Origin of the sequence: Bradyrhizobium betae, assembly GCF_008932115.1 — a bacterium.
GTDB lineage: Bacteria > Pseudomonadota > Alphaproteobacteria > Rhizobiales > Xanthobacteraceae > Bradyrhizobium > Bradyrhizobium betae.
In genome coordinates, this window is sequence record NZ_CP044543.1 from 6,224,061 (window position 1) to 6,247,599 (window position 23,539).

Here is a 23,539-nt window from a genome sequence, read left to right on the forward strand (position 1 = left end):
CCCAAGAAAATGTCGACGATGGCCATGCCACAACCGACCGCGAGCGAAGCCGCGGTCCGCTACCTCATCACCAACTACAGTCCAAAGGGCAACAAGGTCGGCTGGCTGATGATGGCCTCGATCCTGGTCGAGGCCTGGGACCTCTATTCGATCGCCTTCGTGCTGATCTTCATCAAGGAGCAGTACAATCCCGATCCCTTGATGTTGGGCCTTGCCGCCGCCGGTACGCAGGGCGGCGCCCTGATCGGCGCGCTGCTCGGCGGCTGGCTGTCCGACAAGATCGGCCGCCGCGTGATGTTCCTGGTGACGATGGTGATGTTCATCGTGCTGGCGCTGGCGCAGGCCTTCGTGCCGAACGTGACCTGGCTGATCGTGATCCGCTTCCTGCTCGGCATCCCGCTCGGCTCGGACATCTCGACCGGCTACACCTACATCATGGAATCCATGGCCAAGGGTGAGCGCGAGGTCATGGGCAACCGCTGGCAGTTCATGTTCGCGGTCGGTGAAGTCCTCACCATCGGCGTCATCGTGATCTTCCTCCTGATCGACATGAACCACGAGATGCTGTGGCGCGTGACGCTCGGCCTCGGCGCGGTGCCGGCGCTGATCATCCTGATCATGCGTCACGACGTGCCGGAGACGGCGGTGTGGCTGGTGCAGAAGGGACGCTACCGCGAGGCCAAGAAGGTCGCGCGCGAAATGTTCAACGACGATCTCGCCATGCTGCCGGATCAGGACGTGGTGATGCCGAAGGTCTCTACCAGCGCCTTCATCGCCGATCTCAGGAAGGATCCGATCCGCTGGCGCGCCACGATTTACGGCTGGATCGCCTGCTTCGTGCAAGCCAGCGAGTTCTCGACCTTCGCATTCTATCTGCCGGTGCTCTTTGTCATGGTCGGCGTGTCGAGCATTCTGGGCATCAATCTGGTGACGATGGCGCTATTCTCCTTCGCCGCGCTGTCGGGCTGGGTCGGTCCGCTGCTGACGCCCAAGATCGGCCACCGTGGCATCTCGATCGCGGGCTTCTCGATCGTGCTGGTCTCGCTGCTGGTCGCGGCGTTCGCGCTCTACACCGACAACAAGATCCTGCTGCCTTTCGCGGCGGCCGCGATGTTGTGGGGCCATTACTGGGACGCGTCGAACTGCATGACGATCCCGACCATGGTCGCCAAGCCGAAGTACCGCGGCACCGCCAGCGGCTTCGCCTACATGTTCGTGAAGCTGCCGTCGTTCCTGGCGATCTTCCTGTTCCCGACGGTGTTCGCCGCCATCGGGCAGGCCAATGCCACGCTGATGGTCGCGATCTTCCCGCTGATCGGATTGCTCGCCGCAATCTTCATCCTGCCGGAAGTCTACGGCTACGAGAACGACTGACGATGCAAGATACCCGGTCGCGGCCGCCACGGCCGCGATCGGTTCTTTCCGCTACGGGCTCAGGAAGACGGGATCGATCCCGGTGCCATGGCTGAGCAGGCCGATGGCCTGAAGCTGGGCGCTGTGCAGATCGACTTGCACGATCGCGAACAGGGCCAGCAGCACGACGACCGAGACGATCAGCAGGGGATGGGACGTCTCCGCGCGGCCTTGCTCAGGTGCGGTGAGGCTCTGAATCGAGCGGCGCAGGGAGAAGCTCTGCGGCAATGCCTTTGACTGGATCTGCATGATGGACCTCCTTGCCGCGCCGTATTAGTGCGCGACAAGTTGAAGTATAGGCCCGCCGCAGCCGGCGACATTGATGCGCCGCAAATTGCGCGCGGTTACCGGATTGCGGCGGCCAGTGCGCCGATCAAGGCGGGCGGCGTCACCAGCATGCCGAGCTTGAGGAACGGCCAGGCGCCGACCTCGATCTTCTCTCGCCGCAGCGCGACCAGCCACAGGATGGTAGCGAGCGAGCCTGTCACCGACAGATTGGGTCCGAGATCGACGCCGATCAGGATGGCGCTGACGACAGGCGCGGGCAGATGATCGCTGGCGGCGACGGAGCCAGCGACGAGGCCGACGGGCAGATTGTTGGCGATGTTGTCGGCGATCGCGGTGGCGAGGCCGACGCTCCAGGCCGCCTTCGTCACGGATTGCGCGACCGCCTGGTGCAGCAGCGCGCTGAGCTGCCCGATCACGCCGGTCTTCACCAGCGTCTCCACCATGACGAAGAGGCCGCCGACCAGCGGCAGCACGCTCCAGGACACGCCCCGCAGCACGGGCAGCGGCGATTGCCGGCTGATGAGCAGCACGATCGCTGCCGTCGCCACGCCGCAAATGAAGGTCGGCAGGCCGAGCTGCTTGTCGAGCGCGGAGGCCGTGACCAGCACGACGCCGATGGCGACGATGCCGAGCGCGGTCAACTTGCCGCCGCGCCCGAGTTTGGGATGCGGCACGCTGCGCGCGATGGTCTCTTCCTTGAGCGCGCGGTGCTGGGTGAGGCGCAGCACGATGTAGGTCAGCAGGATCGAGGCCGCCGACGGCAGTGCGAACAGGCGTAGCCATTCGGTCAGCTGCGGCATGCGGGCGCCGAACACGACGAGATTGGCCGGATTGGAGATCGGCAGCACGAAGCTCGCGGCGTTGGCGATGAAGGCGCAGACGAACAGATAAGGCAGCGGCTTGGCGCCGGCGGCGCGCGTCGCGGCGTAGACGGCGGGCGTCAGCACGATCGCGGTGGCATCGTTCGAGAGCAGCACCGTCACCACCGTGCCGACGATGTAGATCAGCAGGAACAGCCGCTGCGGTGAGCCGGCCGCATATTCGACCGCGAGCGCGGCCAGATAATCGAACAGGCCTTCGAGCCGCGCCAGTTCGGCGATCAGCATCATGCCGATCAGGAAGAGATAGACGTCGACGCCTTTCTCGATGCCGACAAGCGCTTCCTGCCACGGCAGGAATCCGAGCAGCACGAGCGCCGCGGCGCCGAGCACGGCCCAGATCGCCTCCGGGAAGCGAAAAGGGCGGATGATGACGCCTGCGGTCGCGGCGACGATGATGCTCCAGGCCCAGATGGCGTCAGACGGCACGATCAGTCCTCGGGATACGGATTCATTCGGCAGCGATAGCGGATGCGGACGCCGCTGTCTTCCCCCGCGGGCGCGGACCGCCATCCGCGATTTGCCGCGTTTCGGGCAATTCGGCTTGCTGAGGTGATCGAAGGCGCCGAGGCGCATCGCCTCGATCGTGTTGGCGGCGCTGGCGAAGGCCGTCAACACCACGACAGGCGGTGCGTCGGTTCGCGTTCTTATCCGGCGAAGCACCTCGATTCCATCCATGCCGCCCGGCATGCGCAGATCGAGCAACACGACGTCGACCTCGCCGTCGAGCGCGGCCAGACCCTCGCGGCCAGACGCAGCGAGGCGAGGCGAATGGCCGAGATCGGCGAGCGCTTCGGCGAGACCCTCGCGCAGCGCCGCGTCGTCGTCGACGATCAGGACTGTCGCCATGGCACTTCGATCTCGAAAATCGCGCCGCCGACGTCCCGGAGCAGGCGAACATTGCCATGATGATGTCGTGCGATTTCGCGAACGATGGCAAGTCCGAGGCCAGTGCCGTCGGCGCGTCCGGTGACGAACGGCTCGAACAGGCGCTCCCGTACCTCGTCGGCAATGCCTGGGCCGGTGTCTGCCACCCGCAGCAGCAGGCTGCCGTCCCGCCGGCCTGCGTCCACGGCGATCGTCCCGCCGGCCGGGGTGTTCTGGATGGCGTTGATGATCAAATTGTCGAGCGCACGCTGCATCTGGGACGGATCCAGTTGCGGCAACGGCGAGGATGCGGGCCCGGTCCCCGCGGTGAGCGCGATGCCCCTGGAAGAAGCGAGGTCGCGATGGCTCTCGACCGTTCGCGCAAGGAACGTCTCAAGATCGACCTCCGCCATCCTGGGCTCGCGGGCCTGCGTCATCTCCAGGAGGTCGCGCAACAGGGTGTCGAGCCGGTCGACCTGCTGGAGAATGGCGTTCAGCGCCGCTTCGCTGCGTGAGCCGTCGGCAACGGCCAGCGCGTTCTCCGCCTTCAGCCGCATGGCGGCGATGGGGTTGCGGATTTCGTGGGCGAGACCAGCCGACATGCGACCGAGCGCTGCGAGCCGCTCTGCAGCAGCAGCGCGACGCCGCTCGAGCGACAGGCGCTCACCGGTGCTGTTGAGCGCATCGACCAGGCGGTCCAACTCGGGCGCTCCGGTCTGCGCCAGCCGCGGCAGATCGATCGCGCTTTCCCGGCTGTCGTCGAGGGCAGTTTCGATCTGGTTGATCTTGCGCGACCAGACATAAAGCACGCGTGCGAGCCATGCCGCCGAACCGAAGATGGTCAGCGCAAGCACAGCAAGACCCGCGAGAAGCTGATTGTACGCGGGTCCTTCCGCCGCGAAGGCCCGCGTCATGGTCCATCCGGTGACCCCCGCCAGCGGACCGCGCAAGGGGCAGGCGTGAACGATCAGCACCTGGGACCGGCCGGGCTGCCGGATCGAGGCAGCGCGCCCCGATCGCAGTGCCTCGGCATTGACATCGCGGATGGTGTTGAGCTCGGCCGAGGGAAGGTCGGTCTTCGGTCCGGTGCCTTCATAGGTCGGAAAAGCGTAGGCGAGGGAGCCCTCGTCGGCCTGCCAGACGCCGCCTTCGACGCCGGGAGCGTCTGCCAGCGCAGTCCGGGTGACGGTTGTCAGTTGCTGCTTCAACTGATCGTCGATCGGTTCGCCGGTCCAACCCACCACGAAGAACTGATAGCGGTCGGCGAGGTCGCGGCAGGCGCGCGCCACCAGTTCTTCGGACCGGGCGAGCCGGGCGTTGGCCGTCTGCTGGAAGGATTCAAACAGCAGATAGCCGGTGGCGACGCCGGATGCGACCAGCATGATCCAGAGGGCGAGCAATCGAGAGCGAAGCGAACGCATGCAGTTCAAACGCGCAACTTCTTGATCGGCGCCTCAGAACTTCACCGCGAGCAGCACCGCCCCGGCGCCGATCATGGCGATCCCGACCCAGCCCTGCGTGGTCGGACGCTCGCCGAGAAAGGCGAAAGCGAACACGGCGACCAGCACGACGCTGAGCTTGTCGATCGGCGCCACCAGCGTGGCGGGACCGAGCTTCAGCGCGCGAAAATAGCACAGCCAGGATGCGCCGGTCGCAAGCCCCGACAGCACCAGGAACAGCCAGGTCCTTGACGAGACCGCCGAGGGCACCGCGAACTGGCCGGTGAAGAATAGCAGCACCGCGAAGGCGATCAGCACCACGATGGTGCGGATGAAGGTGGCCAGATCCGGATTGATGTTCTCGACGCCCACCTTGGCGAAGATCGCGGTGAGCGCCGCAAAGCAGGCCGAGAGCAGCGCCCAGCTCTGCCAGGCGGAGAAGAGGGCGGGTTTCATGGCTGTGTTGCCTTCATCTGGTCGTTCGCACTCCGCTGTCGTCCCGGACAAGCGAAGCGCAGATCCGGGACCCATACCGCGGAATCCATCTTCGGGCACATACGTCGTCGTTCTTCGCCAAACACGATCCTGTGGTTATGGATCCCGGATCGGCGCGCCGCTTCGCGGCGCTTGTCCGGGACGACAGCGGAGTGCGTGACTCACACTCACCTTGCCACCGACAGTTTCTCGCTGATCGCCTTGCGCAGGATGCGTGACAGCGACTCCACCGAATACGGCTTCTGGATCAGCTCGAAGCCGCGATGGGCGTTTTCGGCAAGCACGTTGCTGTAGCCGGAGGTGAGCACCACGGGGAGACCCGGATAGCGCTCGCGGATGATGCCGGCGAGCTCGACGCCGTTCATGCCGGGCATGATGACGTCGGAGAAGACGAGGTCGACGGCGAATTCGTCTTCGCTGAGGATGGCGAGCGCGGCATTGGCGTTGGCGACGCGGCGGACGACATAGCCGAGATCTTCCAGCAGTTCGGTCGAAAACTGGCCGACATCGTCATTGTCCTCGACCACCAGCACGCGATAACCGCGCCCTGTCGTTGCGGCCTCGCTGGTCAGCGCCGCGGCTTCCTTCTCCGCGGCAGGGCTGTGCGCTTGCGGCAGGTAGATGGTGAAGGTCGCGCCCTTGCCTTGCGTGCTCGTGACCGCGATGTCGCCCTCGGACTGCTTGGCGAAACCGAACGCCTGGCTGAGGCCAAGGCCGGTGCCCTTGCCGACTTCCTTGGTGGTGAAGAACGGCTCGAAGATGGCGTCGATGTTTTCCGGCGCGATGCCGCTACCGGTATCGGTGACGGAGATCGCGACATAGTCGCCGCCGCGCGCCGACTGCGCGCGAAGGCCCGGGATGCCCTCGACCTTGCGCACGGCGATGGTCAGGCAGCCTTCGCCGTCCATGGCGTCGCGGGCGTTGATGGCGAGGTTGATCAGCGCGGTCTCGAATTGCGCGATGTCCGCGACGGTGAAGCAATCGGCATCGTCGATCTCGACGACGATTTCGATGCGGCCACCGACCAGCGGGCGGACCAGCTGCGCCACGCCCTCGACCTGGGTGCCGACGTTGAAGATCTGCGGCTTCAGGGGCTGCCGGCGCGCGAAAGCCAGCAGCTGCGCGGTCAGCTTGGAGGCGCGCTCGACGGTGTCGGAGATGGCGTCGACATAGCGGCGGCGGCGCTCCTCCGGCAGCTCGCGCCGACGCAGGAAGTCGGTCGCCGAACGGATGATGGTGAGGAGGTTGTTGAAATCGTGGGCGACGCCGCCGGTGAGCTGGCCGATCGCCTCCATCTTCTGAGACTGGCGCAGCGCTTCCTCGCCGCGGCGGCGTTCGGTGATGTCGACCAGTTCCGGGACCGCGCCGGTGATGTTGCCGTGGCGATCGAGCACCGGGCGCATGCCGAACTCGAAATCGCGCTCGCCGACTGGAAGCCGCAGTCGTATCTCCATCCGCACCGCTTCGCCTTTCAGCACGGTGTCGAAGGCCTCGCGCACGGTCGCGCTCATGCCCTCGGTGGTCCTGAACCAGGGCGTGTCCCAGAACGGCTTGCCGATCACATCGGCGGAGCTCGCCTTGATGCCGTCGAGCGCGGTCTTGTTGGCATAGAGCAGTTCGCCCTTGAGATTGACCAGGCCCTGGTACTGGTTGCTGGTTCCCAGGATCGCGTGCAGCCGCGCCTCGTTGGATTCGAGCTCGGCGGTGCGCTCGGCGATGCGTTCCTCCAGCGTCTCGTTGAGCTGGCGCAGCTCGATCTCGGCCTGCTTGGCGGCGGTGATGTCGTGGGCGACGCCGATGAAGCCGATATGCTTGCCGGTCGGGTCCCAGCGCGGCTGCGATTCCGAGCGCAGCCAGCGCCACTCGCCGTGGGCGTCCTTGTAGCGCGCCTCCAGCACGAACGGTTTCAGCGAGGCTTCGCCCTGGACGGACTGCTGCAGCACATGCGGCAGGTCGTCGGGATGCAACACCTTGCGCCAGTCGAAGGCGATGGCTTCGTCGTAGGGCAGGCCGACGAAGTCGACATAGGCCTGGTTGGCGAAGGAGCGCGTGCGGTCGAGCTTGGTGACCCAGATCGGCACCGGCGCGCTGTCGGCGATCAGCCGGAAACGTTCCTCGCTCTCGCGCAGCGTCTCGCGCACCAGCATCTGGTCGGTGATATCGATATGGGCGCCCACGAGTCGGATGGCGCGCCGGTCGCTGCCGCGCTCGATCTTGGCGACGACGCGGATCCAGCGGGTCTCGCCATCGCTCGGGCGGATGATGCGGTATTCGGCCGTGTAGTCCTCGCTGGTCCCCGCCAGCGCCTCGAGGAAATGCTTGACCGTCGCGTCGCGGTCGTCAGGGTGGATGCGGTTGACCCAGTCCTCGTGCGTCTCGTCGGTGGCTTCCGGAGGCAGCCCATGGAGCATCAAATATTCGGGCGAGCGGCGGTTCTTGAAGCCCTCGCGGAAATCGACCTCGAGACCGCCGACCCTGCCGATGCGCTGGATGCGCGCCAGCTCGGCCTCGCGCTCCTGGAGCGCGCGGTAGGCGTTGTCGCGCTCACGCGCGATTTCCTCGAGGTGCTGGCGCAGCCTTTCGGCGGCGATGGTGTCGGGCGAAGAATCGTTCAAGGCGTCGGCCGTTGTGATGCGGGAGCGCACGTGCCGGAGCGATATTCACACAGACGAAGCGTGATAGCCATTGCTCAAAGGGGAATGAATTGTCGGAAAGGCCCGCGGCCAGCCTGAACGCGGTAAAGTACGGTCAGCCAACGCCGGGTCTGGATATTTGTTCCAAAGATTGGAACGACGCGTCCGCGGACGCGTCTTTGCGAGGCGCCACAACTCTCATTGATAAAACTCTGTGTCCGAAGAGGCTAAATCTTGAAGCTCTTTGTCTGCCAGTCCTGCGGCAATGTCCTCTATTTCGAGAACCGCGCCTGCGAACGCTGCGGCCACCGGGTCGCCTTCCTGCCGGAGCGGGAGACGATGTCGGCGCTCGAGCCCGACGGGGCGGGCTGGGGTACGCTTGCCGACAAGGGCAGGGGGCGGATGCTGTGCCGGAACGCGGAGTACGATTCCTGCAACTGGCTGACCGACGCGGACGACAGCACCGGCTATTGCCGCGCCTGCCGCCATAACGGCATCGTGCCTGACCTCTCCGACCCCGCGCAGCTCGCCGGCTGGCGCGAGCTGGAGGTGGCGAAGCACCGTCTGTTCTATTCCCTGATCCGCTGGAAGCTGCCGCTCCGGACCCGGCAGGAAGATGCCGAGCACGGCCTCATCTTCAACTTCCTCGCTGACGATCCGAGCAGCGGACAGAAGATCCTGACCGGCCATGACAATGGCCTGATCACGATCGCGCTCACCGAGACGGACGGTATCGAGCGCGAGCGGCGCAGGCTGGAGATGGGGGAGCCCTACCGGACGCTGCTCGGGCATTTCCGCCACGAGGTCGGACACTATTTCTGGGATGTGCTGGTGCGTGACGGCGGCAAGCTGGACCAATGCCGCGCCGTGTTCGGCGACGATTCGGTCGATTACGGCCAGGCCTTGCAGCGCCATTATGCCGAAGGCGCGCCGGCGGACTGGCAGCAGAACTACGTCTCGGCCTACGCCACGACCCACCCCTGGGAAGATTTCGCCGAAACCTGGGCGCACTACCTCCACATCGTCGATACCCTGGAGATGGCCTCGGAGTTCGGCATGGAGGTGCGCCCCAAGGTCGACCGCGACGGGGAGTTGACGACGCGCATTCGTTTCAACCCCTATGAGGCCCGGGACGTCGAGGCGATCGTCAACGCATGGCTGCCCTTCACCTTCGCCATGAACAGCGTCAACCGCGCCATGGGTATGCGCGACCTTTACCCCTTTATCCTGTCGCCGGCCGTGGTCGCCAAACTGGGCTTCATCCATAGCCTGGTCCGGGACGTGGCCAAGGGCACGTCCAGGGAAACGTCCAAGGAAACGTCCAAGGCCACGTCAACGGACCTGCCCAAGCCCGGGAAGGCGTAAGCCGCCCAAGGGCTTGCCGGGCAGGCTTCGGTCTTGCGCTGGTACGCCAGAGGAGCCGGATTTAGACCGTTGCCTCCGGCCTATTTTGATGTACCACGGAGGGCACACGGCCCGTCCGAACGGCCCCAGCGGCCAGGGAAGGGTCCCGCCCAAGGTCGAGATTCAAGAAAAGCATGTTCAAGAAGATCCTGATCGCCAATCGCGGCGAAATCGCCTGCCGGGTCATCAAGACCGCGCGCCGCATGGGAATTCAGACGGTTGCGGTCTATTCCGAGGCCGACCGCGATGCGCTCCATGTCGAGATGGCCGATGAGGCCGTGCTGATCGGTCCGCCCGCCGCGGCCGAGAGCTATCTGGTGATCGAGAAGATCGTCGAGGCCTGCCGCAAGACGGGCGCCGAGGCGGTGCATCCCGGCTACGGCTTCCTGTCCGAGCGCGAGGCATTTCCGCGCGCCCTTGAAGCGGCCGGCATCGTCTTCATCGGCCCGAACCCGGGTGCGATCGCCGCGATGGGCGACAAGATCGAATCCAAGAAGGCCGCCGCCAAGGCCAAGGTCTCGACCGTGCCGGGCTATCTCGGCGTCATCGAGGACGACAAGCACGCGGTCAAGATCGCCGACGAGATCGGCTATCCCGTGATGATCAAGGCCTCCGCCGGCGGTGGCGGCAAGGGCATGCGCATCGCGCATTCGACAGCCGAGGTCGCCGAGGGGTTCAATCTCGCCAAGGCGGAAGCGAAAGCCTCGTTCGGCGACGACCGCGTCTTCGTCGAAAAGTTCATCGTCGATCCCCGCCACATCGAGATCCAGGTGCTGGGCGACAAGCACGGCAACGTCATCTATCTCGGCGAGCGCGAATGCTCGATCCAGCGCCGCAACCAGAAGGTCATCGAGGAGGCGCCGTCGCCGCTGCTCGACGAAACGACCCGCCGCAAGATGGGCGAGCAGGCCGTCGCGCTGGCCAAGGCCGTGAATTACGATTCCGCCGGCACGGTCGAGTTCGTCGCGGGCCAGGACAAGAGCTTCTACTTCCTCGAGATGAACACGCGCCTCCAGGTCGAACATCCCGTCACCGAGCTCGTCACCGGCGTCGACCTCGTCGAGCAGATGATCCGCGTGGCCGCCGGCGAGAAGCTCGCGCTCACGCAGAAGGACGTCCAGCTGACCGGTTGGGCGGTGGAATCCCGCCTCTACGCCGAGGATCCCTTCCGCAACTTCCTGCCCTCGATCGGGCGCCTGGTGAAATACCGCCCGCCGGCGGAAGTCAGCAAGGACGGCATCACCGTCCGCAACGACACCGGCGTGCAGGAAGGCGGCGAGATCTCGATCCATTACGATCCGATGATCGCCAAGCTCGTCACCCATGCGCCGTCGCGCGCCGCGGCTATCGAAGCGCAGGCGACCGCGCTGGACTCGTTTTATGTCGACGGCATCAGGCACAACATCCCGTTCCTGTCCGCGCTGATGCACCATCCGCGCTGGCGCGAGGGCAATCTGTCGACCGGCTTCATCGCCGAGGAATTCCCCAAGGGCTTTGCCGTGCGCGTGCCGGAAGGCGAGGTCGCGCGGCGCATCGCGGCGGTCGGCGCTGCCATCGATCACGTGCTCGGCGAGCGCAAGCGGCAGATCTCCGGCCAAATGGGCGGCCGTGTCGTGCAGCGCGAGCGGCGCCGCGCGGTCTGGCTCGACCGCCAGGAGATCTTGCTCGAGGTCGCCCGCGAGGGCGACGCGATCGCGATCCGTTTCATTGACGCCGAAGGCAAGGCCGGCAACGCGCATCTGTTGCAGTCGGCCTGGAAGCCCGGCGATCCGGTCTGGCAGGGCACCATCGACGACCACGTCGTCGCGGTGCAGGCACGTCCGATCGCCAACGGCATCCGCCTCGCCCATCAGGGCGTCGAGGTCCCGGTCTATGTCTGGACCGAAGCGGAAGCCGCGTCCGCCCGGCTGATGCCGGTGACGACGGCCTCCGACACCGGCAAGAAGCTGCTGTGCCCGATGCCCGGGCTCATCGTCTCGATCGCGGTGACCGAGGGGCAGGAGGTCAAGGCCGGCGAGACGCTCGCAGTGGTCGAAGCGATGAAGATGCAGAACGTGCTCCGCGCCGAGCAGGACGGCACCGTGAAGAAGATCCACGCCAGCGCGGGCGCGACGCTCGCGGTGGACGCGCTGATCTTGGAATTTGCGTAAGCGCGTGGATGGGGAGGCGGCCTGCCTCCCCCAGCGCCGCAATGACGGAGTATGTTGCGGCCGCTGTGACCCAACCGAGACAACGCCATGGCCTTCCGTTCCCGCCGCGAGAAGCTGCGCTCAATCCTGTCAGGCGGGACTTGCGTCCATCCCGGCTCGGTCTATGACGCGATCTCGATCCGCATCGCCGAGGATCTCGGTTTTCCCCTCGGCATGTTCGGCGGCTCGGTGGCCTCGCTCGCGGTGCTCGGCGATCCCGACATCACGCTGATCACGCTTACGGAGCTGGCCGAGCAGATGCGGCGGATGTCGCGTGCCGCAAGCCTGCCTGTGCTGGTCGATGCCGATCACGGCTACGGCAATGCGCTCAATGTGCGCCGGACCGTGCAGGAGCTGGAGACCGCGGGTGCTGCCGGCCTCACCATCGAGGACACGCTGCTGCCGGCCGGCTTTGGCGAAGCGAAGGCGCAACTGATCTCTCTGGAGGAGGGCGTCGGCAAGATGAAAGCCGCGCTCGACGGTCGTGGTGATCCCTCGCTGGTCATCATGGGTCGCACTGGAGCTGCCTCCATCACTTCGATCGAGGATACGATCCGCCGCGCCAGGGCCTATGAGGCGACCGGTGTCGATGCGCTGTTCTTCACCGGCATCAAATCACGCGCCGAGCTCGAGGCGATCGCGGCGGCGACGCGCCTGCCGATCGTGCTGGGCGGCGCGCCGGAGGACATGAACGCGCTCGACTATCTTTCCAGTCAACGCGTGCGCATCGCGCTCCAGGGCCATGCCCCCATCGCGGCGGCCATGCAGGCCGTCTACGAGACGCAGAAGGCACTACGTGAAGGCACGCCGCCGAAGGCGCTCAAGGGATTGCCCTCGGCGGAACTGACCAACCGCGTCATGCGCGAGGTCGACGTCAAGGCACGCAGCGCCGCTGTGCTCGGGCTGAAAAAATGAGCCATGCGATTCTCCAGGTCATGATCCGCGGCCGCGTCCAGGGCGTCGGCTACAGGGCCTGGGTCGAGTATCAGGCCACGACGTGCGGGCTGGAAGGCTGGGTCCGCAACCGCCGCGACGGCGGCGTGGAAGCGCTGTTCGCGGGTCCGCCGAACCACGTCGCCGACATGGTCGCCTTGTGCCGCCACGGACCGCCGTCCTCGCGCGTGGACAGCGTCACCAGCGAGACGGCGAGCGTGGACGAGCTGAACCTGCGCCGGGCAGGGGAAGCGTTCTCGGTGTTGCCGACGGTGTAGGATCTTACGGTGGTGATGGTCTGTAAGAGTTCGTCATGCCCGGGCTTGTCCCGGGCATCCACGTTCTTCGTGCGACGCGGCTAGCCGTGGATGGCCGGGACAAGCCCGGCCATGACGCCGTGGAGGTTGGTGCGTCCAACAATCACCGCGGCAACTTCGCGATGGCCTCGCTCAGCTCGTGGATCTCATAGGGCTTGCGCAGGATCGGGAAGTCGCCGCGCACGTCGGCGGCGGCCTCGCTGTAGCCGGTGGCGAGCAGGATCGGCAGGCCGGGGTGGATCTGGCGCAAATGATGGGCGAGGCCGAGACCGTCCATCTTGCCGGGCATGACGATGTCGGAGAACACGAAGTCGACGCCGTTGTGCTCGAGCTCGCGCAATGCCGACTCGGCGTCGGGGACGCGGCGGACACGGTAGCCGAGCTGCTCGAGCAGCCCGATGCTGACGACCGCGACGTCCGGATTGTCTTCCACCAGCAGCACCGTGCCGCTGCCGCGGAACGGTGTGGCCTCCGCTATCGCCCTCGTCGGCGTATCCGTCCCGCGCGGCAACAGGACGGTGAAGGTCGTGCCCTTGCCGAGCTCGCTTGCGACCTTCACGGTGCCACCGGCCTGATGCGCGAAGCCGTGCACCTGCGAAAGGCCGAGGCCGGTGCCCTTGCCGATCGGCTTGGTCGTGAAGAACGGTTCGAAGATCTTGTCGACGACGTCGGAGGGAATGCCGAGCCCGGTGTCGGCGATGTCGATCGCGACGAACTCGCCGGTCAGCCGTGTCTCGTGCAGCACGACGTTGCGCGCGCTGACCGTCACGGCGCCGCCGTCCGGCATCGCGTCGCGGGCATTGATGGCGAGATTAAGCAGCGCCGTCTCGAGCTCGGAGGCGTCGGTCCTGATCGGCCAGACATCCTCGTCGATGTCGAAAGCGAGCCGGATGGAGCTGCCGACGCCGGCGTCGAGAACCTCGCGGATCGCCGAGATACGGTCCGCAAGGTCGATGGCCTGTGGATTGACGCTCTGCCGCCGAGCGAATGTGAGAAGCTGGCTGGTCAGCGCGGCACCGCGCTTGGTCGCGGTCTCGATCGCCGAAATTGCGCGCTGAAGCTTGGCGTCGTCAGTTGCCCCCTTTTTCAGGATGTGAAGACTGCCGCTGATGATCATCAGGAGGTTATTGAAGTCGTGGGCGACCCCGCCGGTGAGTTGGCCCAGCGCATCGAACTTCTGCGACTCCGCGAGTTGCGTCTGCATCGCCTCGAGCTTGAGTTGCGTGTTTCGGCGCTCGGTGATGTCGCGGGTGATCTTGGCAAAGCCGACGATGGTGTCGTCCTCGTAGATCGGGTCGATCACGACGCTGGCCCAGAAGAAGGTGCCGTCCTTGCGGACGCGCCAGCCTTCCTCCTCGTAGCGGCCCTGGTCCCGGGCGATCCCAAGAGCGCGGGCGGGCCTGCCGTTGGCGCGGTCGGTCTCGGTGTAGAAGCGGGAGAAATGCTGTCCGACGATCTCCTCGGACGAATAGCCCTTGATGCGCTCGCCGCCGATATTCCAGCTCGTGACGATTCCGGAGGGATCGAGCATGTAGAGCGCGTAATCGACCACGCCTTCAACCAACAGTCGGAAACTCCGTTCGCTTTCGAACAAGTCTCTCTGTTGACTAAGCTTTTTAACCATTCCGGGACCCCGCCTCGATCGGGGCAAACGCAGCAAGGTCCGTTTGGTTCCCGTCGGCTGAAGGATTTTTGGGCAATTCCGTGCAGCGGTATACAGCGGGTAGAGGGATCTGGCAGCTTAACCGCCGGTCCTGATCCCAAGCGCGGGGCCTCACGCCGCTATACTCTTGAAGGTGGCCGCAATGGTTCGCAGCGCTGCGAGTTTTGCGGGATCGCTGACCTTCGAGTGCAGCATCACTTTCGAGCTGCCGAGGTTGGGCAGCTTGTGGGCGGGCCCGATGTCGATCAGACCCGCCGGTGCGATCCGCCGCGCCAGCGGCGCGATCGCGAGTCCGGCAAAAGCCGCCGCCGCCACCGCCGTGACGCCGCCGCCGACAAAACGCTCGCGCCAGGCGATACCGGCCTTGTCGAGCGCGCGCACGGCGATGGCGCGCACGCCGCACGGCGGGGCGAGTGTCGCGAGCGGCAGCGCTTCGCCCTTCGGCAGGGCGAGGCGTCGTGACGCGAACCAGCCGAATTCGTCCTCCGTCAGCTTCTCGCCGCCGCGTCGGCTGCCTTCCTGGCGGACGATCACCGCATCGAGCCGGCCTGCGTCATAGGCGTCCTGCATCTCGCGCGAGAAGCCGATGGTGACGGCGAGGGTGAGGTTCGCCGACATCGCATGCAGCCGTTCGAGCAGCGGCACCAGCTCGGGGCCCGCGGCATGGTCGGAGATGCCGAGCGAGAGCGATTGCGCGGCCGCTGCTTCGTCCGACAGCGCGCGGTCATGCGCCTCGATCAGCGCTCTGGCGCGATCGAGGAAGGCGGCGCCGTCGGCGGTGAGCCGGACCGCGCGCGGCGAACGCTCGACGAGGCGCCTGCCGAGCAAGGTCTCCAGCCGCTGCAGCTTGAGACTGACCGCCGCCTGCGTGGTGCCGAGCGCTTCCGCGGCGCGGGTAAAGCTCTGGAGGTCGGCGACCAGCAGGAAGGCCTTGATGGTGGCGATGTCGAGTGTGGTTGCCATAACCGTTCATTATCACTGGTATCAATATAGATAAGATACCAAAATGACGGCGGAAGGTCTAGCTTCTCTCCAACGCCGCGCGAACACCGCGCCGCATCTTGAGGAGAACGACCATGCCGCTGATCACCGTGTCCTATGCCTCGTCCCGTCAGTCGCCATCGTTGAAGGCCGACATCGCGAGCGCCGTGTCCGAGCTCACCGCAAAAATCCTGCACAAGGATCCCAGGGTGACGGCCATCATCGTGAAGCCTGTGGATGCGAGCGACTGGTTCGCCGGCGGCCAGTCGCTCGCCGAGCAGAAGCTCGCCAGCTACTGGATCGACATCCACGTCACCGAAGGCACCAATACCAAGGACGAGAAGGCGGCCTATCTCGCCGCGATGTTCAAGCGGATGGCCGACATCATCGGCCCGCTGCATCCCGAAACCTACCTCCATGTCGACGAGGTCAAGGGCGATGCCTATGGCTTTGGCGGCCTGACCCAGGAGCGCCGCTACATCGCCGGTAAGCTCGAGGTTGCGCTGCAGGCGGCGTGAAGCCGGAAGGCCGCGGGCAAGCCATCTCGCCCGCGGCCCGATCGTCAGCTCGCCACCCGGAACTGAACTTCGGCGTTGTTCAGGAAGCACGTCTTGTCGAACAGCTTCAGATCAAGCGGGTTGGGCAGCCTGACATCGTCGAGGTCGGGGCAGGGCTTGATCGAGGGATCATAGGACCGGTCGATTTGCGAGATGAAGACCACGATCAACCCCTTGTCGCGTGCGAACGATTTCAACGCGCGCACCTGAACGGTCAGGTCCGGATTTTCCCGTCTCTGGTCGAGCAGTTGCAGATAGTCGATCACCACGACCGTGCCGCGGGGAGCTGCGGCCATCTGCTTGACGACGTGATCGGCGCTGATCGCGTCGGAGCAATCGACCTCGAACAGCTTATCGTACTCCGCCGGGTTGGCGCCGATCGCCCGGAAGCGATCCAGCACGTCTTTCTCGGTGTATTCGAGCGAGAAGAACGCGGCGCGATGGCCGGACTTCATGGCCTCCACCGCAAGCTCGAGGCTCATCAGCGTCTTGCCGTGGCCGGGGCGCGCCCCGACCAGCACCAGATCACCCGGCCGAAATTGCGGAAACAGCCGGCTGGCCGGCGTCACTGCGGCGGCTTTCGCGGCGAGCATGCTCCATGCGGAAAACCCTTCCGCATTGGCGATGCGGTCGAGCGCATCGTGGAGCGGGATGCTTTCTTCGCGCGACAGGCGCTTGGCCTTGCGCTTGAGATGATAGATCGGTGCAGACAGTCTCATCGTCAGAACCTCCCATTGCGAGCAGAAAGCGCAATCCCTCCTTATGCCTTGGCGCTCGAACAGTCGGTCCGATGATCGCATCGCCCGGCATGATCTGTACTTTCCCGGCGGAGGGGGGAGGCGTGGGCGACACCTGAAACAAGCATAGCCGATTCCGCGGCGAGCGGAGAACGCGCGGTCAGGCTCGAACAGAAAAAAGCTACACTGCGGCTTCCGGCAGCAGTGCACGCGTCGGCCCGAACAGCTCCTCGAACGCCTGCCGGAGCGCGATATCGACATCGGCCATGGCCACGAGCTGGCCGAGGTCGACCAGCGACGTCACGCCGTAGCGGGGATCGGCGACGCCGCAGGGCACGATGCCTGCGAAATGGGAAAGCTCCGGCTCGACATTGATGGCGATGCCGTGGAACGAGACCCAGCGCTTCAGCCGCACGCCGATCGCCGCGATCTTGTCCTCGTGCTCTGCGCCCTTGTCGGGTCGCTTCACCCAGACGCCGACCCGGTCCTCGCGCCGCTCGGCGCGGACGTTGAAGGCCGCGAGCGTGCGCAGGATCAATTCCTCCAGGCTCGCGACATAGGCCCGCACGTCCGGCCGGCGCCGCTTGAGGTCCAGCATGATGTAAGCCACCCGCTGGCCGGGCCCGTGATAGGTGAGCTGGCCGCCGCGTCCCGTCGCAAAGGTCGGGAAGCGGGGATCGAGCAAGTCGGACGCCTTGCCCGAGGTGCCGGAGGTGTAGAGCGGGGGGTGTTCGAGCAGCCAGACCAGTTCCGGCGCCTCGCCCGCCGCGATCTCCGCGACTCGGGCCTCCATCGCGGCCACGGCGTCCGGATAAGGCACCGGCGAGTCCGAGATCCGCCATTCGACGGGGGCGCCGTCCGTGGCGGAAAACGACGTCAAATCCAAGTCTTCGCGAGGGTCTTGGCGCTGGTCTTGGCGGGGGTTTGGAGGCGAATTAACCATTGGCTAACCATAACGTGGTGATGATCGCAGGTGCAAATGCCAGTCTCCAGTTGCGGTGGTCATGACAGTGCCGACACTCGATAAAGTCACCGTGGATCTCATGGTCGTCCTCGGGACGACCACCATGCCGATCCATCAAGTATTACGTCTTTCCCGCGGCGCCATCATCGAGCTGGACGCAACCGAGGCCGACGAGGTGAAGGTTTTGGCCAACAATCTCCCCGTCGCCTCCGGCGTCGTGCTGGTCGATCGCAACCGCATCGCGGTCGAGGTCAAGCAGATGCTGCCGCGCACGACCGGCACGCGGTAGCGGCCGGGGCACGCGGTAGCGGCCGGGGCACGCGGTAGCTGCAGGATGGGCAGGGCTCGGCACCCGATCGGGCCGATCCGGGCAGGAGGGCTGAACTTTCCTGCCAAGCTTGTGGAATTCGGGGCCTTTGCAGGCTTGTACCCCTCTGATGGATTTGTTAGATCGGCGCCGTTGATCCGGCAGGCCTCAAGCCTTAAGCCGGCATCCCCAAAGCGCTCGTGGCGGAATTGGTAGACGCGCTGCCTTGAGGTGGCAGTGAGTAAAATCGTGGGGGTTCGAGTCCCTCCGAGCGCACCAAAAGCCAATATTGGCATTGATATCCCTCAGTTTTCCAACTTTTGCCCGGGACCGGCGTTGCCTTGTCTCCGATCTGGCGGTGTGCGCTGCACGAGGTCGGCGAGCCCAGGCCCGATCGAGGCCGCCATCTCCCCCGGCTCACGGATGTTTCTCTCGATTCGTCCTCTGTCACGCACTCCGCGCCGACCGCCGCAGCGACTGCGGCGGATGACCGAAGGCGCGGATGAAGGCCCGGCGCATCCGCTCGGGATCCCGAAAGCCGGTGGATTGCGCGACGCGCTCGATCGCCTCGCCCGACGACTGTACCCGCTCGCGCGCGACCTCGACCCGTAATCGCTCCAGCGCCTTGGACGGCGTGGAGCCGGTTTCGGCGATGAAGGAACGGACGAAATGCCGCGAGCTCAACCCCGCCCGCTCGGCAAGTGCGTCGACCGTGAGCTGCACATCCAGATTCTCGCGCATCCAGGACAACAGGCCACCGAAGCGGCCGTTCGGCGTCTTGAGCTCGAGCAAGGTCGAGAACTGCGATTGCCCGCCGCCGCGGCGATGATAGAGGACCAATTGCCGGGCGGTTGCCTGTGAGATCTCCTCGCCGTGGTCCTCGGCGATCATGGCGAGCGCAAGATCGATTCCGGCGGTGATGCCGGCCGACGTCCACACCCGATCATCCCGTATGAAGATCTGGTCCGGCTCGAGCCTGACATTGGGGTAGCGTCCGGTGAAGTCGCGCGCGCAGCACCAGTGCGTGGTCGCGCAGCGGCCGTCCAGCAGGCCCGCCTCGGCGAGCAGATAGGCCCCGTTGCAAACGCTGGCGATACGCACGCCACGCCTGGCGAGTCTGCGGATGAACGCGATCGTCGTCTTGCAGCGCGCCGCGGCCTCGACGCCTTCTCCGCCCGCCACGAAGAGCGTCGTGACGGCGCTGGCCGCGCGCAGGTTGCGCGCCAGCATCTCGGTGCCCGACGAGCTGCGCACCGCGCCTGCCTTGGCGGCGATCGTGATGATTTGCGGCGCGTCCGGTGCGTGACGTCTGGCGATCTCGAACACCGAGATCGGGCCGGCCGCGTCCAGCAACTGGAATTCGGGAAAGATCAGGAAGCCGATCATGGACGCGTCCAAAAATGAGGGAATTACGCCTTTTCCGCAGCCTAGGCCAACATGGCACGCTGCAACCGTCAAGCGCGATGCTGATCTGGAAACGCATCGAACCCGTGCCGAGCGATTCCGTGATTACGCTGACGCCGACGATCACCTTCGCCGATTGCCCGCAGCTCGACGTGATCTGCGTTCCGGGCGGCTACGGGACCGATGAGCTGATGCTCGACGAGGACGTCCTGGCGTTTCTGCGCAGGCAGGAGAAGGTCGCCCAATACGTCACCTCGGTCTGCACCGGCTCGCTCGTGCTCGGTGCAGCCGGTCTGTTGCAGGGCTATCGCGCGGCCACGCACTGGACGGCCACCGGCGCATTGCCGTTCTTCGGGGCGTCGGTGTCGCACGAGAGGGTCTGCATCGACCGCAATCGGGTCACCGGCGGCGGCATCACCGCCGGCATCGACTTCGCGCTCACCCTGGTCTCGATGTTGAGAGGCCGTGCAGCAGCGGAGATGATTCAGCTCCGCATGGAATACAATCCCGCCCCACCGTTCGCGGCCGGCTCGCCGGACACGGCGGGCTCCGGTCGCGCTCGCCGAGCGGAGCGCGGCTGCCGACTTCTCCGGCGGGGTCATCAAGATCGGCATCGTCAATGATCAGTCCGGTCCATTGTCGGACAATTCCGGCCCAGGCTCCGTCGTCGCCGCAAGGTTGGCCGTTGAGGATTTTCAGAGGGAAATCCCCGACATCAAGGTGGAGATCGTCTTCGCTGACCATCAGAACAAGCCGGATATCGGGGCCCAACTTGTCCGCAGGTGGTTCGACGTTGACGGCGTCGACATGGTCGCCGACGTCGGCAATTCGGCGGTGGCGCTCGCCATCCAGTCGATCGCGCGGGACAAGAACAAGATCGTCATCTACTCGGCGGTCGGCACCACCGAGATCGGCGGCAAGCAATGTTCACGCACCGGCCTGATGTGGTTGCACGACAATTACAACCTCGTCTCCGGATCGGTTCGCAGGCTGGTGTCACAAGGCTACGACAGCTGGTTCTTCATCGCGGCCGACTACGCGTTTGGACGCAACATGGTGGAGGTGTCCCAGCGTGTTCTTGCGGAAGGAAAGGCAAAGTCGCTTGGTGCCGTCTTTCATCCGCTCGGAAACGCCGATTACGGCTCGTTCCTGCTGCAAGCCCAGGCCTCGAAGGCCAAGGTCGTCGCCTTTGCCAATGCCGGTGAACAGCTGGTGACCGTGATGAAGCAATGGCACGAGTTCGGAATGAACGTGGGGTCGCAGAAGCCGGTCGCCGAGCTGATGTTCCTGACCGACGTGCACGCCATGGGCGTCGAAACGGCGAAGGGGCTGACGACCGTCACGGCCTGGTATTGGGGCCTCAACGAGGAGACTCGCGCGTTCGGCCAGAGGTTCTACAAGCTCCACAAGGCGATGCCGACCGCGCCGCAGGCCGCCGTCTACTCCGCCGTGCTGCAGTATCTAAAGGCGACCGCTGCGGCTGGGACGGACGAGACCAACGCGGTGCTCGAGAAAATGCGCGCCATGCCGGTGGACGATTTCTACGCGCGGGGCGCACGGCTGCGCGCCGACAACAAGCTGGTGCACGATTTCTATCTGGTCGAGGTCAAGAAGCCCGAGGACCTCAAGACCCCCTGGGATTACTACAATGTCGTCGAGATGATTTCCGCCGATGACGCCTTTCTCCCTCTGAGCCAGAGCGAATGCCCGTTGCTCAAGACGTCGGCAAACTAGCCCCGGGGATCCGGTGACCCAGGCGGGCCCGCTCAGCCATATTCCTCGCCGATCCCGTATTCCCGGTAGATCTCCAGCGGATCCGACTCCGGAAACAGGCGGCATTTGGCCTGGGCGAGGTGCAGGCTCACCGCTGCCGGCTCCTTGCCGCTCGCCAGCATCTTGCGGATGTCGTCCATATGCGCGCACGGCTGGTGCTTCGGGTCGAGCTGCTCCAGCGCGACCAGCGCGGTCGCGAGGGCTTCGGTCAAGACCCAGTCGTCGTGGCCCGTGATTCCCTTTTTCGGCATCGGCAGACCCCACATCCGGCGGCTGGACCAGTGTACCTTAGCTCCCGCCAAATCTCCATTGCGCAGCGGCGGTGGAATACGGTCGCGACCAGGATCATGGCCGGCGGGCTTGCATTATGGCGGTGCGTGGCTAAAAGGCGCCAATTGCGCGGGCGATCGTATCTTTGTTGAAACAAAGTTGGCGTAGACGGGCCTCGCGCAACCTGCAAGCCGGCTGTCCCGGCCTGCAATCCCCGATCCTGAATTCCAAAAAGCCAGACGGTCATACCGTTCAAGGCTGGAGCCAGCATGGTCTTTCTAAGCTTCGTCTACCGCTTCGTGACCAACTTCGCATTCATGGCGATGGTCTATTTCAGCCTCAACTTCATGGAGAAGTATCAGAACCGGGCGATCATCGCGATCCTGGTGCTGGTCTATGCCGGCATGCGCGCGGCCTCGACGTTGCGCGCGTTCTACTTCTTCCAGAAGATCGAGAAGCTGGAGGCCGAGACGAAGCGTCTGCAGGGGCCGATCAACGACGGCTCGGGCGGAACCAACGCGCGCAAGCAGGTGGTGGCCGACGTCGCCCGGCTGCGGCGGGACGGCGAGCTGAAGTCCTATATGGACCTGTTCTTCCTGGCGCTGATCGTACTGCTCTGCGTCGCCAACATCATGCGGCAGTAAAGCTTACGGCGCGCGCTTCTTCAGGCTCGCCACGCGGGTCGGGTGCGCCGCGGCGCTCTTGGGGGCGGCACTCTTCGGTGACGCGCTCTTGGAAGCCGTGCTCCCGGCCTGCGCGGCATGCTTTGGCGCGCCGTGGGCAGCGTGAGCGCTCCGGGAGCCGTGTAGCTTGCCGGCCTTGCCCTTGGCCGCACGCGGCGTCTCGGCCGCCATCGCCATCCGCGTTGCGGCGCGCCGCGACAAGGTCGTCGACAGCAACACTTCGATCGAGCCTTCCGGGATCGCAAACAGGTCGCGGCCCGGCACGGGCAGGGTGGCCGCGACATTCGCCTGCGCAATCGTCTTGCGCGGCAGCAGCGGCTGGTGCTCGGCCTGTGCGTTGAGATCGGCGAGGCTGGGCGCCGGAAGCGTCGGGGTCTGGGTGAACACGAAATTCGGTATGGCCGGCCAGCGCGCGATCGGCACGGTCTCGGTCGGCGGATGCAGCAGCCATTCCACCGGTGTGGTCGGCGTCGCCGGCAGCTCGGCGGTCGCCGGCACCACATGCACGATGCGATAGCCGCGCGCCTTGAGGTCGCGGATGATCTTCGGCAGCGCCGCCACCGTGCGGGCCTGGATGTCGTGCAGCAGCAGGATGCCTTTGCCCTTGGCCTCCAGCCGCTGGATCGCAAGCTGGTACACGCGGTCGGACGACACATGCCGCCAGTCGTCGGCCGGGAAGTCGGCGCTCCAGACCTGGATGCCGCGCGAGATCAGGTGGTTCTCGACGCCATCGGCGCGCATCAGGCCGGGAATGCGGAAGAACGGCGCGAGCTGCTTCGACGGATCGGTCATCGCGGCCGACGTCCACTCGATGCCGCCGTTGATCTCGGCTTCGGCCTTCTCGATCGGCATCCGGTCGAACGTCAGCGGATGGTTCATGCTGTGGGTGCCGACGGTGTGGCCCGCCGCCACCAGCTTGCGCACGCCTTCCGGGTTCGCCTTGGCCTGGCCGCCGATGATGAAGAAGGTCGCCTTGATGCACTCGTCGTCGAGCATCTTGAGGATCTGGTTGGAATATTTCGGCAGCGGACCGTCGTCGAAGGTCAGCACGACCTCGTGGTCCTTCAGCGGCAGCGTCTCGCGGTACTGCATCGTGCCGATGCGCGGATGCTCGCGCGGATCGACGACGAGCGTACGGGACGTCCCGAGCGCGTCCGGATGGCCGGGGCATTCCCCCGCAAGCGCCGCCGGTGCGCCGACGGTCAGCAATCCGAGACAGAGGACGATCCACGATCGCGTCCGAACAACAACGCTACTTCCGATCATGTACCCCGTCTGCCCTCGTACGCGATTGCCGCCATTAGGTGGTCGGAGACGCCTAAGAAAGGTTCAGGCGCAATATCC

General features: G+C 65.5%; 22 protein-coding genes, 1 tRNA gene and 1 pseudogene. 11 read left to right on the forward strand and 13 right to left on the reverse strand.

The genetic code is table 11. The features are described 5' to 3' along the window. Positions 1–9 precede the first annotated feature (9 nt). A complete protein-coding gene (locus tag F8237_RS29955; RefSeq protein WP_151649737.1) occupies positions 10–1,374 on the forward strand; it encodes an MFS transporter in 1,365 nt (454 codons plus the stop codon). 51 nt (positions 1,375–1,425) lie between these two features. Here the strand turns inward: F8237_RS29955 and F8237_RS29960 are convergent, their stop codons facing one another. The 6 genes and pseudogenes from F8237_RS29960 to F8237_RS29980 all read right to left on the reverse strand — a co-directional run bounded on the left by F8237_RS29960 (position 1,426) and on the right by F8237_RS29980 (position 8,025). Next, complete coding sequence (locus F8237_RS29960) at positions 1,426–1,662, reverse strand: hypothetical protein (protein ID WP_151649738.1); 237 nt, start codon at positions 1,660–1,662, stop codon at positions 1,426–1,428. A gap of 95 nt (positions 1,663–1,757) precedes the next feature. Beyond that, complete coding sequence (locus tag F8237_RS29965; RefSeq protein ID WP_162006420.1) at positions 1,758–3,008, reverse strand: arsenic transporter; 1,251 nt, start codon at positions 3,006–3,008, stop codon at positions 1,758–1,760. Positions 3,009–3,164: 156 nt separating this feature from the next. Beyond that, positions 3,165–3,428: pseudogene (locus F8237_RS36710) on the reverse strand (response regulator); the annotation flags it as partial. Then, positions 3,413–4,867, reverse strand: a complete 1,455-nt coding sequence (locus tag F8237_RS29970; RefSeq protein ID WP_151649740.1) for a sensor histidine kinase — start codon at positions 4,865–4,867, stop codon at positions 3,413–3,415. The gene F8237_RS29970 and the pseudogene F8237_RS36710, both read right to left, overlap by 16 nt. Positions 4,868–4,900: 33 nt before the next feature. Continuing rightward, entirely contained in the window at positions 4,901–5,341 is a 441-nt protein-coding gene (locus tag F8237_RS29975; RefSeq protein ID WP_151649741.1) for an EamA family transporter, read from the reverse strand. A gap of 206 nt (positions 5,342–5,547) precedes the next feature. Next, positions 5,548–8,025: a PAS domain-containing hybrid sensor histidine kinase/response regulator gene (locus F8237_RS29980; RefSeq protein WP_151649742.1), complete on the reverse strand. Its 2,478-nt coding sequence runs from the start codon at positions 8,023–8,025 to the stop codon at positions 5,548–5,550. 222 nt (positions 8,026–8,247) lie between these two features. Here F8237_RS29980 and F8237_RS29985 point away from each other — a divergent pair, with 222 nt between their 5' ends. From F8237_RS29985 to F8237_RS30000, 4 genes are all read left to right on the forward strand, one after another. After that, the gene (locus F8237_RS29985) at positions 8,248–9,378 is read left to right on the forward strand and encodes a zinc-binding metallopeptidase family protein (protein WP_151649743.1); all 1,131 of its coding nucleotides are present in this window, start codon (positions 8,248–8,250) and stop codon (positions 9,376–9,378) included. Between the two features lie 173 nt (positions 9,379–9,551). After that, on the forward strand, positions 9,552–11,567 hold the full coding sequence (locus F8237_RS29990; RefSeq protein ID WP_151649744.1) for an acetyl-CoA carboxylase biotin carboxylase subunit: 2,016 nt from the start codon (positions 9,552–9,554) through the stop codon (positions 11,565–11,567). Positions 11,568–11,654: 87 nt separating this feature from the next. Further along, on the forward strand, positions 11,655–12,521 hold the full coding sequence (locus tag F8237_RS29995; protein WP_151649745.1) for an isocitrate lyase/PEP mutase family protein: 867 nt from the start codon (positions 11,655–11,657) through the stop codon (positions 12,519–12,521). Continuing rightward, positions 12,518–12,817, forward strand: coding sequence for an acylphosphatase (locus tag F8237_RS30000; protein ID WP_151649746.1), 300 nt, complete (start codon positions 12,518–12,520; stop codon positions 12,815–12,817). Before F8237_RS29995 ends, F8237_RS30000 begins: the two co-directional genes overlap by 4 nt. Before the next feature lie 142 nt (positions 12,818–12,959). Here F8237_RS30000 and F8237_RS30005 read toward each other — a convergent pair whose 3' ends face one another. Next, positions 12,960–14,480, reverse strand: coding sequence for a PAS domain-containing sensor histidine kinase (locus tag F8237_RS30005; RefSeq protein ID WP_151649747.1), 1,521 nt, complete (start codon positions 14,478–14,480; stop codon positions 12,960–12,962). Between the two features lie 150 nt (positions 14,481–14,630). Next, a complete protein-coding gene (locus F8237_RS30010) occupies positions 14,631–15,482 on the reverse strand; it encodes a LysR family transcriptional regulator (protein WP_151649748.1) in 852 nt (283 codons plus the stop codon). Positions 15,483–15,595: 113 nt separating this feature from the next. Between F8237_RS30010 and F8237_RS30015 the strand changes: the two genes are divergently transcribed. Next, entirely contained in the window at positions 15,596–16,018 is a 423-nt protein-coding gene (locus F8237_RS30015) for a tautomerase family protein (RefSeq protein ID WP_151649749.1), read from the forward strand. A 44-nt stretch (positions 16,019–16,062) separates the two neighbouring features. Here F8237_RS30015 and F8237_RS30020 read toward each other — a convergent pair whose 3' ends face one another. Beyond that, positions 16,063–16,776, reverse strand: a complete 714-nt coding sequence (locus F8237_RS30020) for a DNA helicase (RefSeq protein ID WP_162006277.1) — start codon at positions 16,774–16,776, stop codon at positions 16,063–16,065. A 199-nt stretch (positions 16,777–16,975) separates the two neighbouring features. Next, positions 16,976–17,737 carry a lipoyl(octanoyl) transferase LipB gene (lipB, locus tag F8237_RS30025; RefSeq protein WP_151649750.1) on the reverse strand — a complete coding sequence of 254 codons (762 nt, stop codon included), beginning with the start codon at positions 17,735–17,737 and terminating at the stop codon, positions 16,976–16,978. A gap of 67 nt (positions 17,738–17,804) precedes the next feature. Between lipB and F8237_RS30030 the strand changes: the two genes are divergently transcribed. Both F8237_RS30030 and F8237_RS30035 read left to right on the forward strand, forming a co-directional pair. Then, entirely contained in the window at positions 17,805–18,047 is a 243-nt protein-coding gene (locus F8237_RS30030) for a FliM/FliN family flagellar motor switch protein (protein WP_015685538.1), read from the forward strand. A gap of 212 nt (positions 18,048–18,259) precedes the next feature. Then, positions 18,260–18,344, forward strand: a tRNA-Leu gene (locus F8237_RS30035). 168 nt (positions 18,345–18,512) lie between these two features. Here F8237_RS30035 and F8237_RS30040 read toward each other — a convergent pair. Next, positions 18,513–19,451, reverse strand: a complete 939-nt coding sequence (locus F8237_RS30040) for a GlxA family transcriptional regulator (protein ID WP_151649751.1) — start codon at positions 19,449–19,451, stop codon at positions 18,513–18,515. A gap of 77 nt (positions 19,452–19,528) precedes the next feature. Between F8237_RS30040 and F8237_RS30045 the strand changes: the two genes are divergently transcribed. After that, the gene (locus F8237_RS30045) at positions 19,529–20,092 is read left to right on the forward strand and encodes a DJ-1/PfpI family protein (RefSeq protein WP_244626012.1); all 564 of its coding nucleotides are present in this window, start codon (positions 19,529–19,531) and stop codon (positions 20,090–20,092) included. Continuing rightward, positions 19,974–21,203: an ABC transporter substrate-binding protein gene (locus F8237_RS30050; RefSeq protein WP_151649752.1), complete on the forward strand. Its 1,230-nt coding sequence runs from the start codon at positions 19,974–19,976 to the stop codon at positions 21,201–21,203. Before F8237_RS30045 ends, F8237_RS30050 begins: the two co-directional genes overlap by 119 nt. A 32-nt stretch (positions 21,204–21,235) precedes the next feature. Here F8237_RS30050 and F8237_RS36150 read toward each other — a convergent pair whose 3' ends face one another. Further along, the gene (locus F8237_RS36150) at positions 21,236–21,493 is read right to left on the reverse strand and encodes a hypothetical protein (protein ID WP_244626013.1); all 258 of its coding nucleotides are present in this window, start codon (positions 21,491–21,493) and stop codon (positions 21,236–21,238) included. A 288-nt stretch (positions 21,494–21,781) separates the two neighbouring features. On the opposite strand from F8237_RS36150, the gene F8237_RS30060 reads away from it, so the two are divergent. After that, on the forward strand, positions 21,782–22,156 hold the full coding sequence (locus F8237_RS30060; RefSeq protein ID WP_151649753.1) for a hypothetical protein: 375 nt from the start codon (positions 21,782–21,784) through the stop codon (positions 22,154–22,156). 3 nt (positions 22,157–22,159) lie between these two features. On the opposite strand, the gene F8237_RS30065 is transcribed toward F8237_RS30060, so the two are convergent. Further along, positions 22,160–23,461: a polysaccharide deacetylase family protein gene (locus F8237_RS30065; RefSeq protein WP_151649754.1), complete on the reverse strand. Its 1,302-nt coding sequence runs from the start codon at positions 23,459–23,461 to the stop codon at positions 22,160–22,162. Positions 23,462–23,539: the final 78 nt, after the last annotated feature.